Source organism: Nocardia sp. NPDC057440, assembly GCF_042802915.1.
Lineage (GTDB): Bacteria > Actinomycetota > Actinomycetes > Mycobacteriales > Mycobacteriaceae > Nocardia.
The window spans coordinates 95,842-109,352 of the sequence record NZ_JBHVDF010000002.1; the positions used below are offsets into that span (position 1 = coordinate 95,842).

Annotated in this window: 10 protein-coding genes; 5 read left to right on the forward strand and 5 right to left on the reverse strand. The window is 66.5% G+C overall.

Annotation, left to right across the window (positions count from 1 at the left end; genetic code table 11):
• Window positions 1–337: 337 nt before the first annotated feature.
• On the forward strand, window positions 338–2,005 hold the full coding sequence (locus ACFU4Z_RS03500; protein WP_379059428.1) for an amidase: 1,668 nt from the start codon (window positions 338–340) through the stop codon (window positions 2,003–2,005).
• Between the two features lie 134 nt (window positions 2,006–2,139).
• Here ACFU4Z_RS03500 and ACFU4Z_RS03505 read toward each other — a convergent pair whose 3' ends face one another.
• A complete protein-coding gene (locus ACFU4Z_RS03505) occupies window positions 2,140–4,614 on the reverse strand; it encodes a transglycosylase domain-containing protein (protein WP_379060311.1) in 2,475 nt (824 codons plus the stop codon).
• Between the two features lie 436 nt (window positions 4,615–5,050).
• The gene (locus tag ACFU4Z_RS03510) at window positions 5,051–5,467 is read right to left on the reverse strand and encodes a DUF5318 domain-containing protein (RefSeq protein ID WP_328407434.1); all 417 of its coding nucleotides are present in this window, start codon (window positions 5,465–5,467) and stop codon (window positions 5,051–5,053) included.
• A gap of 114 nt (window positions 5,468–5,581) precedes the next feature.
• On the opposite strand from ACFU4Z_RS03510, the gene ACFU4Z_RS03515 reads away from it, so the two are divergent.
• From ACFU4Z_RS03515 to ACFU4Z_RS03530, 4 genes are all read left to right on the forward strand, one after another.
• Window positions 5,582–6,700: a DUF1707 domain-containing protein gene (locus ACFU4Z_RS03515; protein WP_379059429.1), complete on the forward strand. Its 1,119-nt coding sequence runs from the start codon at window positions 5,582–5,584 to the stop codon at window positions 6,698–6,700.
• A 7-nt stretch (window positions 6,701–6,707) separates the two neighbouring features.
• Window positions 6,708–7,517: a DUF1707 domain-containing protein gene (locus tag ACFU4Z_RS03520; protein ID WP_379059430.1), complete on the forward strand. Its 810-nt coding sequence runs from the start codon at window positions 6,708–6,710 to the stop codon at window positions 7,515–7,517.
• Window positions 7,518–7,643: 126 nt separating this feature from the next.
• Window positions 7,644–8,201 (forward strand): PadR family transcriptional regulator, encoded by a 558-nt coding sequence (locus ACFU4Z_RS03525; protein ID WP_379059431.1) that lies wholly within the window; start codon window positions 7,644–7,646, stop codon window positions 8,199–8,201.
• Window positions 8,194–9,282 carry an inositol-3-phosphate synthase gene (locus tag ACFU4Z_RS03530; protein ID WP_379059432.1) on the forward strand — a complete coding sequence of 363 codons (1,089 nt, stop codon included), beginning with the start codon at window positions 8,194–8,196 and terminating at the stop codon, window positions 9,280–9,282. The genes ACFU4Z_RS03525 and ACFU4Z_RS03530 overlap by 8 nt, the downstream gene beginning before the upstream one ends.
• A 558-nt stretch (window positions 9,283–9,840) precedes the next feature.
• Here ACFU4Z_RS03530 and ACFU4Z_RS03535 read toward each other — a convergent pair.
• The 3 genes from ACFU4Z_RS03535 to ACFU4Z_RS03545 all read right to left on the reverse strand — a co-directional run bounded on the left by ACFU4Z_RS03535 (window position 9,841) and on the right by ACFU4Z_RS03545 (window position 13,248).
• The gene (locus tag ACFU4Z_RS03535) at window positions 9,841–10,266 is read right to left on the reverse strand and encodes a GyrI-like domain-containing protein (protein ID WP_379059434.1); all 426 of its coding nucleotides are present in this window, start codon (window positions 10,264–10,266) and stop codon (window positions 9,841–9,843) included.
• A 9-nt stretch (window positions 10,267–10,275) separates the two neighbouring features.
• Entirely contained in the window at window positions 10,276–10,734 is a 459-nt protein-coding gene (locus tag ACFU4Z_RS03540) for an effector binding domain-containing protein (RefSeq protein WP_328407426.1), read from the reverse strand.
• Window positions 10,735–10,917: 183 nt separating this feature from the next.
• The gene (locus tag ACFU4Z_RS03545) at window positions 10,918–13,248 is read right to left on the reverse strand and encodes a transglycosylase domain-containing protein (RefSeq protein WP_379059435.1); all 2,331 of its coding nucleotides are present in this window, start codon (window positions 13,246–13,248) and stop codon (window positions 10,918–10,920) included.
• Between the last annotated feature and the right edge of the window lie 263 nt (window positions 13,249–13,511).

Here is a 13,511-nt window from a genome sequence, read left to right on the forward strand (position 1 = left end):
CTTTTCGGCGGGTCGATAGATGTAGTATGCCGATGATCGACCGGTGGTTCAGGAGGAGGTCGATTTATTAGATGTGTAACAGATGTTACCAGGATCGAAAATGTTCTTCGATATTCGATATTGCATTTCCGAATGTGGATTCTATTATCTGTGAATCTTCGCGAGATATTGCAGCGAAATAAGCGTCGATTTCAGCCTGTTAACGACTGAATGTGATGTTTGTGTAAAACCTGTCAGTGTTTCGATTATCGGGCCGAGTCCGGGTTTTCCGGGCTACTCGCATCACCAACGAAACCGTGACTTCCAGTGGGTCACGGAGACAGAGGTTCGGATGGGAATGCAATTGCTTTTGTCGCGGCGGTCGTTCGTGCGCTCCGCGGGCATCGGCGCCGGAGTTGCCGCGACCGGGCTGACCAACGCCGTGGTCGCGGCAGCGCCGCCGATCGCTCGGCGCGCTCCGGGACTTCCCGATGCCGCGAGCATTGCGGCGACGGATCCGGCGATGCTGTCCGCGGTGGAGGCGGCCAGCCTGCTGCAGGCCCGAAAGTTGCACCCGGTGGAGCTACTGGACGCCTGCATCGAGCGAAGCTCGGCATTCGACGGCGCGACCAGGGTGTGGGTCCGTACCTACCCCGAGCTCGCTCACGAACAGGCCGAGCGTGCGGCTGATCGGCTCGCGGCCGGGAACGCGCCGCTGATCTGCGGCCTGCCCATTGCGGTGAAAGACCTGTATGCCGTTGCCGGGCTTCCGCTCACCGCATCGAGTCGCATTCTCGACGGCAATATCGCCGCGGGTGATTCGACGGTCTGGCGGCGTCTGCGCGATAGCGGCGCGGTCTTGCTCGGGCACGTGCACAACGACGAGTTCGCGATCATGACGGACACGCTGCAGGTGGGGAATCCGTGGCACATCGACGAATCCGTCGGCGGGTCCTCCGGCGGCAGTGCGGCCGCACTGGCCGCGAGGTTCGCGCCTTTGTCGATCGGCACCGATACGGGTGGTTCCCTCCGGATCCCGGCTTCCAGGTGCGGCGTCAGTGCGATCAAGCCGACCTTCGGGCGGTGCAGCAAATACGGCATCATTCCGGTGGTCTGGACCAGAGACCATCCTGGGCCGCTGGGACGCAGTATCGCCGACGCGTCGTTGCTGTTGTCGTACATGACGGGAGCCGACGCGTTCGACCCGGTGACAGCTATCGCGCCGCCGGTTCCCGACGGCGGGTTCCCGATCGCCGCGGTGGGTGGCGATAAACCGTTGGCAGGCAAGAGACTCGGTGTGCCGAGGGAGGTCACCGAGAGGCTGCCCGCCGCGCTCGCGACCTTGTTCGCACGCTTTCTGGACCTGTTCACAGCGTTGGGCGGCGAGACCCGTGATGTCACGATGCCCGCCGAGCCCGAAGGGTTGCTCAGCAAGGACGCGGTGGAAGTCGGTTTGTATCACCGGCAGTGGGCCGATCGGCTGTCGTCCTACCAACCACCGACCGCAGCGATCGTCGGGATGGGCCTCGCCGCCCTGGCCTCGCCCGCCGTGGACTGGTGGCAGCTGGCACGAGCGCGCGCGAGTTATCAGCGTGACTACAACCGAATGCTGGAGGACAGCCGATTGGACGCGGTGGTGTTGCCCGGTGCGATCACCGATGGTCTGCCGCGCCGCACGGCCGCGGCCGTCTCGATCCTCGGGGCGAGCACCGTTCCCTTCGCGTGGGCGAACTACACCGGTGTTCCGGTGCTCTCGCTACCGGCCGAACGCTCCGCCGTGACCGGGCTGCCATTCGGTGTCCAGCTCGGTGGACGCCCATGGGCGGAAGCGGAGCTGATCGCGATCGGACTCGAACTGCAGGCTGCTGCCCCGGTCTGGCGTGACATTCCGCCGCTGTCGCCCAATGCGCGCGCCTTGCCCCAGGTGTCCGTGTGCGCACCCGGGCCCGGCCCCGATCCGACGAACACGGGTGCTGCGGCACCGTCGTTCAGTTTCGTCCCGACGACGAGTACCGCGCCGATTTAGGCCGCGAGGCGTCGCACACGCGACGGTATGCGAGTCGGTGACCCGCCGGATTCTCGTGCAGTACCACCGTTGGCAAGCGAACAGGCCCGTTCCCAGCGGGGAACGGGCCTGTTCGCTGCTGCATCCAGGAGCAACTACCGGCTACGCGTCGGCTGGGTCCCGTTACCCGACTGTCCCTCACCGGAATTGTCGTTCCCGTTCCCGTTCCCGTTCCCGTTCCCGTTGGGACGTGGCGCTCCGGTCGCCGTCGGTGACGAGCCATCGGCCGGCGCCACCGGCTGCCCCGGCAGCGGTCCCGGTGCGGTCTCTTGTCGCTGCTGCGGTCGTTGTTGTGGCTGTGGCTGCGGCTGCACGCCGGGCACCGGGATGGTGATGCCGGGCAGGATCTCGACCTGGCTCGGCACGACCACAACGGGCGGCAGGAACGGCATCTCTGTGGTCGACGGTGCGGTATAGGGGGCGGTCCACTCCGGTACACCGGCTTGACCCTTGATCGGGGCAGGCTTCGGGAAAGCCTCGTTAGTGGTGCCCTGTAAAGAACCGTCCATCGCGGCCTTCCAGATGTCGGATGGCAGCCCGGAACCGTAGATCATGCCGCCGCCGTAGTTGCGCAGCGGCTCGCCCTGCTCGGTACCGACCCAGACCGCGGTCGACAGCGACGGCGTGTACCCGACCATCCACGTGTCCCGGTTCTCGCCCGTGTCCCCGAGCTGGGCGGTGCCCGTCTTGGCCGCCGATTCTCGGCCGCCTGCCAGGCCGTGGTTGCGCGAGTATCCGGCGATCGGCTTCATCGCGGCGGTCACGTTGTCGGCCACCGCCGCCGAAACCCGCTGCTCGCCCGCGACCTCGCCCCGATCGAGCAGTACCTGCCCCTCGGCGCTCACCACCTTCTGCACAAAGTGCGGTGCGTGGTAGACGCCCGACGCTGCCAAGGTCGCGTAGGCGGAAGCCATGTCGATGGCCCGGGACTGGTACTGGCCCAGCACGATGCCATTGTTCGGGCCGGACCCGTCGGGCTCGGTGAGAGTCTTGCCGACACCCGGGATCTGCTCCGGGATACCGAGCTTGTGCGCCATCGCGGCGATCTTCTCCGGACCATTCTTCATGTCCAGCTGCATCCGATAGAAGCTGGTATTCAGCGACCGCTTCAGTGCCTCGGCGATCGTGCACTGGCCGCAGGCCTCACCCTCGACATTGGTGATCTTGATGCCGTTGACCGTCACCGGTGAGCTGTCGTACATCTGCGACAGCGGGATGCCGAGCTCCAGGTTCTGGGCCAGACCGAACACCTTGAACGAGGAGCCCGTCTGCAGACCGGCGTTGGCGAAGTCGTAGCCCTGGCCGTCCTCGCCGCCGTAGTAGGCGCGTACGCCGCCGGTCTTCGGATCCACCGACACCACCGCGGTGCGCAGCTTCTCCGGCTCGCCCTGCATCTTGCTTCGCGCCGCGTTGACGGTGGCTTCCTGCATCTTCGGATCGATCGTGGTGGTGATCTGCAGGCCCGCCGTATTGAGCTGCTGTTCGCTGATGCCAGCGGCGGACAGTTCGGTGAGCACCTGAGACTTGATCAGGCCCTCCGGACCCGAATCCAGGCTCTTGTCCTTGGTCGTGGACACCGGTACCACCTGCGGGTACTGCATGCCCTGGCGTTCCTCGGCCTTCAGGCTGCCGCCCGCGACCATGCCGTCGAGTACGTACCCCCAGCGGGTCTTGGCGCCTTCGGGGTTCTTCTCCGGATCCAGCGCCGACGGCAGCTGGATGGTGGCGGCAAGCACCGCGCCCTCGGCGGAGGTCAGATCCTGGACAGGCTTGCCGAAGTAAGCCTTGGCCGCCGCATCGATGCCATACGCGCCACGGCCGAAGTAAATGGTGTTCAGGTAGGCGGCGAGGATCTCGTCCTTGCTCCACTGCCGCGCCATCTTCGCCGAGATGACCAGCTCGTGCATCTTGCGGGTGAGCGAGCGTTCGTCACCGACCAGCGCGTTCTTCACGTACTGCTGGGTGATCGTCGAACCACCACCGGCACTTTCCTTGCCGAGGACATTGTCCCTCGCGGCGCGGGCGAAACCGGAGATGGAGAAGCCCGGGTTGGTGTAGAAGTCCCGGTCCTCGGCGGCGATCACCGCGTTGCGTACATGCGGCGGAATCTGGTCGATGGTCACGTCGGTGCGGTTGCCCTCGGGTGGAACGACCTTGGTGAGCACCGTGGAGCCGTCAGCCGCGTAGATCAGCGCGACCTGGTTGGTCTTGAGATCGCCCGGCTTCGGCACCGAGACGGTCGTATAGGCGACCAGGAAGACGGCGCTCGGCAGCAGGATGGCCAGTGCGAGACCGACGTAACACACCCGGCGCACGATCCGCCACGGCGATTTCCTTTTCTTCGCACCGGGACCGCGCCTGCCAGGCCCGTCGGACCCGTCGTCACCGCCACCATTGCGGCGCGGCGGCGGTCCGGACGGCGGTGCGCCTGCGGGCCTGACACGGCGCTCGCCGTTGGGACCCGTGCCGGGAGCGCCGTCGGCGCGGGTGGGCCGGTCCATGGCAGGCCGCGGACCGGTGGCCGGTCGCGATCCGGTCGGCGCCCCGGCGCGTCGGTTGCGCTCGGCCACCGCCTCGGTCAGCGAACCGGGCCGCTGGATCTTATGAGTCGGCTGGACGGCATTGGGCGCGCCACCGGGCACCGGCCGACCCTGCGGCGGACGCTGCGGGGGCGGCGGTCCCTGGCGGCGCGGCGGCTGTGGGCCGCGCGGCTCGCCCGGGTAGGGGCCACCCTGCGGCTGCGGGCGCGGTCCACCGGGCGGCGGGACCGGCCTGCCGCCGCCGGGCGGGGGACCCGCAGGCCGCTGATTCGGGTACGGAGGTTGTGAGCTTCGCGGAGTACGGCCGCCGTGCGGTTCATCGCCGTAGGGGGAAGTCTCGTAGGGCGAATTCACTGACAAGATCTCCATAACTCGTAACGGTCTGAATGGCTCGATGCGGTCATGTTCACCGCGGCGGACGCGTGCAGGCTCCGCATGTCATCCGGTGGGCAGATGACTAGGCACATTATTCGGCAGCGCGCCGGTTGGCCCTGGTACCTGTGCGACGGCGCGTTGGCGCCGGAGCGGTACCGAGCACGTAGGACTGCACCAGATGATTCCAGCTGCAGCTCCGGCATACCTCGACGACATGGACGGAGAACTCCTCGCGACTCTCGGCGAGCCGGACCAATTCCTCCGGCGTGCGAGCCGAACCTGCCATAGCCCCGAGGCCGTCGCCGTAGACCCAGGATACGAGCGTGAGTTGCTCTTTCCGGCAGATAGGGCATGTGACCTCGCTCCCCCGGCCGTGGAACTTCGCCGCACGCAGCAGGTAGGGATTCGCATCACACACCTCGGCGACACCGACACGGCCCGCATAGACGTCAGCCAGCAGCGACCGACGCCGGAGCGCGTAGTCGACCACTTGCCGCTGAATTCGCACGAGAACCAGAGTAGCGGTGATGGAAACGGGCCGCGCCGGGCAATGCGGGATTGCCGGGTCGATAACCGGGCCCGAACTGGGGCGTCGGGGGTGTGAGCCGACTACTATTCGGCTGTGTCCACAGCCGCATCCGGGCGCACGCGAGCGCGTGACCTCGACCGCGCGAATACCTGCAGCGTGCTGGATGCCGCGTATGCCGAAGGACAGCTCGGCGCCGACGAATATCACGACCGAACAGCGCAGGCCACGGCGGCGAAGACGCTCGGCGAGCTGGAGCGGGTCGTCGGCGATCTGCAAATGCCTGCGGCTGTCCGCGATCTCGTCGCGGCCCGGCCGGCCCCGCCGCGAAATCTGTTGCGCCGCGACAGATCTGCGGATGGTTATCCGGGTCACACTCGGGCCGGCGACCTCGATCGCGCCGCCACCATCGAGCTACTGGACAGCGCGCGCCGCGACGGCCAGCTCAGCGAGGAAGAACACGAGACACTCACCGAACTGGCCGCAGCGGCCACAACGCTGGGAGATCTGGCCGGACTCGTCGACGATCTACAGCGACCGGCCGATGCGACGCCGCTAGCGCGGCCGCCGCATTCGAGTCGACGTCAGTGGTACCTGATCGCGGTCTCAGCGGCCATCGCCTGCGCGGCGGCCGTCGGGTTCACGGTGACCAGCGGAGTCTCGGAAACCGATGCAGCGCCCGTGGCGCCCGTCGCCGCTCCCGCGCCCGATCTCGGCGCTGTCCAACCGGTGGTGGTCGCGACGCCCGATATCCTTACCGCCGAGGGTCTTACGCTGTTCTTGCGGCGATACCGAGAAAAGTTCGGCGACCTGCAAGTCGACGAACTGACCCTGTTCGACGAGCACGCCCGCATCTCACGTGCGCTGCCCGGTCAGCCGAACCGGGTGGTCACTTATGACTATCGCGGTGGATTCCAGCAGAGCGGCGCGGTCACCGGCCGCAAGGCCGACACGCCCGCCGCCGATCTGGCCGAGTTGAATCTCGCGGCGCTGTCCGACGCGCTTGCGAAAGCGCCGGGCGCCCTGCGGGTGCCGAACGGCGCGGTGACCCATATGGCGGTCGAGGTCAACGATTCTGGCGCCTACAGCTACTACGGCATCGCCAAGGACCGGCCGTTCGTCTCGATCTATGCGAGCAACAAGTTCAGCGAGTCCGGCCACATGATTCTGACCCCGGCGGGCGAGGTCGCTCGTGCGTGGCCGTTCGAAGGATGACCAGGTAATGGCGACAACGCGCTACGGCGGAATCCGAGCCCGCGACACCGACCGTGCGGATGTGTGCGGCCTGCTCGACGCCGCACTGGCCGAGGGCCAGCTCACCGAAGACGAGCACACCGCGCGCACCGCAAAGGCCATGCGGGCCACGACCTTCGGCGAGTTGGACGACATTGCCGGGGATCTGCAGATCCCCGGCAACCTCGTCGATGCTCCCGTGGTCCGGGTGGATCGCCGCCGCCCTCGGCGCTGGTTCGTGTCGTTGGCCGGCGTCATCGCTGCCGCGGTTTTCGGCGCGGCGGTCGGCGGCGTCACCCGGTGCGCTGCCGACGGGCCCGGGTCGCTCGGCTCGTCGGAGCACGTGCCGGTGCTCACTACCGGTGCGGGTCTCGCGTACTTCATCGCCGAATATCGCGCCGAATTCGGGGATACGAAGGTCGACAAGGTGACGCTGTATCCCGGATACGTGCTCTTCGACCGGCAGGCGGCCGACACCCCGACCGTGACCGCCCGCTATCACTACGACGGAAGTTTCCGGAAGCCGACGACAGCCACCGGGCGCAAACCCGATGTGCGCACCCTGGATCTCGCCGCCATGGATGTGCGTGCGCTGGCGGGGCTCCTCGCGGGCGCTGCGCAGACGACAAAGACGCCGGGCGGCACCGTGACCCACGCCAGCGCCGAGTTCGACTCCAGCGCTCCTGCCGATGCCGAGCCCGTCCTCCAGATCTATACGAAGAACGAGGCCAATGCCTCGGGCTTCGTGACCGTAACGTTCACCGGCGAGCCCCTCCGGGTCTCCACCTCCAGTCACTGACACTTCACGCCACCTGCGCGAACACCTCATCCGTCCACAAGACTATCCCTGGTTATATCGCTCCGATATAGTGGGAAGTCGCATCCATCGGTTAGGTCTGTACACAAGTCAGGGAGGTGAAGCCCGATGCTAGAGCTGGCAATTCTCGGGCTGCTCCTCGAATCGCCCATGCACGGGTACGAGCTGCGCAAGCGGCTCACCGGACTGCTCGGGCCGTTTCGGGCCTTCTCCTACGGGTCGCTCTACCCGACGCTGCGCCGAATGCAGACGGACGGGCTGATCGCGGAGGAGAACGCCGCAGGCGTCGCCATGCGCCGTGCGCGGCGGGTCTACCAGCTGACATCGACCGGGCGGGAGCGGTTCACCGAACTGCTCGCCGACACCGGACCGCAGAACTACACCGACGACGGCTTCGGCGTCCACCTGGCGTTTTTCAGTCGCACCCCCGCGGAAGCGCGGATGCGAATTCTGGAGGGCAGGCGGCGGCAGGTCGAGGAGCGCCGAGAAGGACTGCGGGAGGCGATCAAAAAGGCCAGCGGGTCGCTGGATCGCTACACCCGTCAGCTCCACCAACTCGGTCTGGAATCAAGCGAGCGCGAAGTGCGCTGGCTCAACGAGTTGATTGCAGCGGAGCAATCGACGAATGCGGCACCACAGAAAGAGGGAAACATCGGCCATGACTGAAACGAACCAGGCTGACACAGTTCGCGTGGCCATCGTGGGCGTGGGCAACTGCGCTTCTTCCTTGGTCCAGGGCGTGCAGTACTACAAGGATGCCGACGAAACCGCGACCGTGCCGGGCCTTATGCACGTCAAGTTCGGCAAGTACCACGTCCGCGACGTCAAGTTCGTCGCTGCCTTCGACGTCGACGCCAAGAAGGTCGGCTTCGACCTGTCCGAGGCGATCTTCGCCAGCGAGAACAACACCATCAAGATTTCCGATGTGCCGCCGAGTGACGTCGTCGTGCAGCGCGGCCCGACCCTCGACGGCATCGGCAAGTACTACGCCGAGACCATCGAGCTGTCCGAGGCCGAGCCGGTCGACGTGGTGAAGGTGCTGAAGGACAACAAGGTCGACGTCCTGGTGTCCTACCTTCCGGTGGGCTCGGAACAGGCCGACAAGTTCTACGCGCAGTGCGCCATCGACGCGGGTGTCGCCTTCGTCAACGCGCTGCCGGTGTTCATCGCCTCGGACCCGGAGTGGGCCGCCAAGTTCACCGATGCCGGTGTCCCGATCGTCGGCGACGACATCAAGAGCCAGGTCGGCGCGACCATCACCCACCGCGTGATGGCCAAGCTGTTCGAGGACCGCGGCGTGCAACTCGACCGCACCATGCAGCTGAACGTCGGCGGCAACATGGACTTCAAGAACATGCTCGAGCGGGAGCGGCTTGAGTCGAAGAAGATCTCCAAGACCCAGGCCGTCACCAGCAACCTGAAGAAGGAACTCGGCGCCAACGATGTGCACATCGGCCCGTCCGATCACGTCGGCTGGCTCGACGACCGCAAGTGGGCCTACGTCCGGCTCGAGGGTCGTGCCTTCGGTGACGTGCCGCTGAACCTGGAGTACAAGCTCGAGGTGTGGGACTCGCCCAACTCCGCGGGCATCATCATCGACGCCGTGCGCGCCGCCAAGATCGCCCTCGACCGCGGCATCGGCGGACCGGTCATCCCGGCTTCGGCGTACCTGATGAAGTCCCCGCCGAAGCAGCTGGCCGACGACGTCGCCCGCACCCAACTCGAAGCATTCATCATCGGCGCTTGAGTTTTTTGGCAGCGCCTGCGGCGCTGCGTGTTCGCGGCCCCCTTGGTCTCGCTTCCGAACCGTCGAGACTTGCGACTTCGTCGCATGCGCTTCGACGGCTCGGAAGCGAGACGGGCCGCGAACTCTAATGCTCGGTCTCGCTTCGCTCGGAAGGTGTCATCGTGCCTAGTGGGGGCGTTGGTGGCTGAGCTTGCGACTTTTGGTGGACGCGTCTCGGGTGTTGTGGACGCGAGGCGGGCCGCGATCTCTGGTGGTCGGTCTCGCTTCGCTCGGCAGGCGTCATCGTGCCGAACTGATGTGTCTGTCGCGAACTTGCCGACTTCGGTGGAGGCGCCTCGGGCGCTGCCGGCATGAGACGGCAGCGCACTCCAGGGCTGGGGCTCGCTGCGTTCGGGCGGTGTCATCGTGCTGAGTGGGGGAGTCGGTGAGGATCTCGCGATTCCACAGGCCGCCCCTTGCCGGGTGGGTAGGACGGCGCACGATTGCGGGCTGGGTGCGGATTCCGCACCCAGCCCGCAATCGTTTCTGGCATTAATTCAGTGAGACGTATACCTCTCATTAATCCAGTGAGACGTATACCTCTACTGAGGTCGGGCCGGTGTAGCGCTCGATTTCGGCGGTGTGGGAGCGGGTGATGGTGCCCGCGCTCTCGGCCTTGCGGACTTTGGCCCATGCGGTGCGCAGCAGGTCGTAGGGCTTGTCGGAGACGACGAATTTCGCGTAGCGGCCCTGGGGCACCCTGGTCACGACGTCGCCCGCGTCCATGTCCTCCATCGCCGCGACCTCGTATCCGAGCACGGCGACCGCGTGATCGTTCTGGCCGATGTAGGCGGCTACGCGCGACACGTTCTTCTCTCGTGCCAGGTACCTGTCCCAGGTGAAGTTCACCAGGTCCAGGTCGCGTGCGCTCACTTCGCGACCGGCGAGCGGCACCGTGAGCCCGGCGACCAGGCTCTCGTCCAATGTGACTATCTCGAAGTCCACAGCCCGTTCCTACTCGTCGATCTGATCGTCTGCCAATGCCACGAACACCTCGACCGTGCGGGCATCCGGATAGTGTTCCGAATCGCCGGTGTAGGCGCGCACGAACCGGCCTGCGGCCTCCGCGTCCCACACCGCGCGCCAGATCGACACGATGGTGTCACCGAGGTTGTCCCCGCTCGCCGTGAACCGGGCGAATCTGCCCGCGGGCACCCGCGCGAGCACATCACCGGGCAGCAGGTCGGCGAGGGACCGGCAGCGGTAGCCGACGATGTGGGTCAGATACGAGTTGATCTCGGGCGCGTGGTCGACATATGCGGTCGTCGGCGGCCCGGGCAACGAGCGAGCCAGATTGCGCTTCCACGCTTCTTCGACCCTCGCGCGGCGCGGCCCCTCGACCGCGAGCGCGGGGCTGCGAAGTACTGTTCCCGCCACCAGCGTCTCGGGACGGTCAACGACATTGAAATCCACCGGCGTAGCCCCTATGTCTAGTCTTTCGTCGTCGCTCGAGCGCATATCCTTCCGCATCGTGCCTGCGGCATCGGCGTCGACCCGGTTCGGTGCCGGGTCGACGCCCTCGCTTTCGCTCTCACTCTGGCAAACGATGCTGCCACGTCATCCGTTCCCGGTGGGAGCGTGGGCGCACATTCGACATCATCCCGGTACCGGGACGCTCAATCCTGGGAAAATCTCCACCTTTTTGGGGTCTCGCGGCGCGGGCGGGATTACGACGACCGGCTCCTGCGACTGACTCTCCGGCGGATTCAGAATGTCGTAGCTACCACCGGACGGCTTGCTCGGCTCCTGCGACTGACTCTTCGGCGGATTCAGAATGTCGTAGCTACCATCGGAGGGCTTGCTCGCCTCTTGGCCGCCCGCGGCGGCGAATTGCTCCATGGGTGTGTCGTCGAGCGCGCCGTCCATCGTCTGTTTCCAAATGTCGGCGGGCAGCCCGGAACCGTAGATGTCGGCTCCGCGTGCGGTCTGGATCGGCTGGGATTGTTCGGTGCCGATCCATACCGCGGTGGACAGCGACGGGGTGAAGCCGATCATCCACGCGTCCTTGTTCGACTTCGTGTCGTTGAGCTGGGTGGTGCCGGTCTTGGCGGCCGAGGGGCGGCCGCCTGCCAGGTTGTGGCCATTCGAATACGCGGCGATGGGCGTCATCGCCTGGATGGTGCTGTCGGCGACGGCGCGCGGGATGCGCTGCTGTCCCGGCGGCCGCTGCTCGCCGATCTGCTGTTCGGGCGCACCGCGATCCAGCAGCACCCGGCCGTCGCCGGTCACCACCCGCTGTACGAAGTAGGGCTGGTGGTAGACACCGGAATTGGCGATCGTCGCGTACGCGGAGGCCATGTCGATGGGGCGAACCAGATACTGGCCCAACACGATTCCGTTCAGCGGATGTCCGTCCTCCTCGGCGAGCGTCGTGCCTGCCACACCGGGGATCTCCTCCGGGATGCCCGCCTGATGGGCCGCGTCCGCGATGGCTTTCGGTCCGTCGGACATCGTCATCGTCAGCCGGTAGAAGCTGGTGTTCAGCGACCGCTTCAATGCTTCGGCCATGGTGCACCTGCCGCACGACTCGCCGTCCACATTGGTGATCTTGATGCCGCGGTCGGTCACCGGTGAACTGTCGAGCACGCGTGAGAGCGGAATGCCCTGCTGCTGCGCGGCGATCACGGCGAACACCTTGAATGCCGACCCGGTCTGCAGCGGCGCCTGCGCGAAGTCGTAGCCGAGGCCGTCGTCGCCGCCGTAGTACGCGCGCACCGCTCCGGAACGCGGGTCGATCGATACCACCGCACTGCGCAGCTCGGGCGGCTGTGGATCGAGCCGGTCGCGCACAGCGCCGAACGCGGACTGCTGGGCGCGCGCGTCGATGGTGCTGGTGATCTGTAGCGCACCGGTGTTCAGATCCCGCTCGCTGATCCCGGAGGAGCGCAGCTCGCGCAACACCTGCGCGCGGATCAGGCCCTCCGGACCTCGGGCCACGTTCTCGTCGGGGATCTGGGAGATCGGGACGATCGGCGGGAACACCGTCGCGTCGCGGTCGCCCGGCGCGAGCGCCCCCATCTCGACCATGCCGGCCAGCACGTACTTCCAGCGGGCGGTGAGCTCGGGGAGATGGGTTTCCGGGTCGAGGATCGAGGGCGTGCGGATGACCGCGGCGAGCACTACGCCCTCGGCCAGGGTCAGCTGTGGCACCGGCTTGCCGAAGTACGCTTTCGCCGCCGCGTCGATGCCATAGGCGCCGCGCCCGTAATAGATGGTGTTGAGGTAGGCGCCGAGGATGTCGTCTTTGCTCCACTGCCGCGCCATCTTCCCCGCGATGACCAGCTCGCGCATCTTCCTGGTGAGGGTGCGTTCGGAGCCGAGGAAGGCGTTCTTCACATATTGCTGGGTGATGGTGGAACCGCCGCCCGCGTCCTCGCGCCCGAGCAGGTTGTCGCGACCGGCGCGCAGGAATCCGGAGGTCGAGTAGCCGGGGTTGCTGTAGAAATTGCGATCTTCGGCGGAGAGCACCGCGTCGCGCACCGGCTTCGGTACGTCGCTCAGCGGTACCGGGGTCCGATTGCCTTCGGGGGGAACAACCTTGGCGATGACCGTGGTCCCGTCCGAGGCGAGGATGGTGGCGATCTGGTTGGTCTGCATCGACGTCGGATCGGGGATCTCCGCGCTCCAGTAGACGAGGACACAGAGCACCGACGGCACCGCGACGAAGATGACGAACAGGGCAAGCAGCAGCCGCCGGAATCGTTCGCCGCGAGTCCGTTGCGTCCGCTCGGCCGCGGCGGGGACCGGCGTGGCCGGTGTGGTCTTACGGCGTGATCTCGGCGGGCGAGTGGACCGCTTGCGGTCGGCGGAGGCGCTCGTCCGCTCGTTCCATCTGGCGATGGAGGCATAGGGTGCGGCCGACGGTTTGCTCCGCGCACGCCGGGGTTTACCGCGTCTTCGTCGCTTGCCGAACGAGCTCACGATCATCTCCTCCCGGAGCGTCGGTCAAACTCACCTGCACGGAACGATCGGAACCGGGCTACAACCCTGGCACATTGCCGTCCCCGCCAGGCCGCAGCGACCCGCGAGCATATCACCGCAAGTCAGCCCAAATGGCCCTTTCGGCCTGCTTTTGTTCTGAGTGATCCCGAAAGAATTGACCACCGCGGAGCGAGTCTTACGAGCGACCGTTCGCGGCCGACTCGCGTCCGAGCGGCCGAAGCGCATGCGACGAAGTCGCGAGTCTCGGC

Excerpts from the sequence above, each read along its gene's own strand:
- ACFU4Z_RS03500 (WP_379059428.1), top strand. The coding sequence starts at position 338 with ATGCAATTGCTTTTGTCGCGGCGGTCGTTCGTGCGCTCCGCGGGCATC.
- ACFU4Z_RS03525 (WP_379059431.1), top strand. The coding sequence starts at position 7,644 with ATGCTAGAGCTGGCAATTCTCGGGCTGCTCCTCGAATCGCCCATGCAC.
- ACFU4Z_RS03520 (WP_379059430.1), top strand. The coding sequence starts at position 6,708 with ATGGCGACAACGCGCTACGGCGGAATCCGAGCCCGCGACACCGACCGT.
- ACFU4Z_RS03545 (WP_379059435.1), bottom strand. The coding sequence starts at position 13,248 with ATGATCGTGAGCTCGTTCGGCAAGCGACGAAGACGCGGTAAACCCCGG.
- ACFU4Z_RS03530 (WP_379059432.1), top strand. The coding sequence starts at position 8,194 with ATGACTGAAACGAACCAGGCTGACACAGTTCGCGTGGCCATCGTGGGC.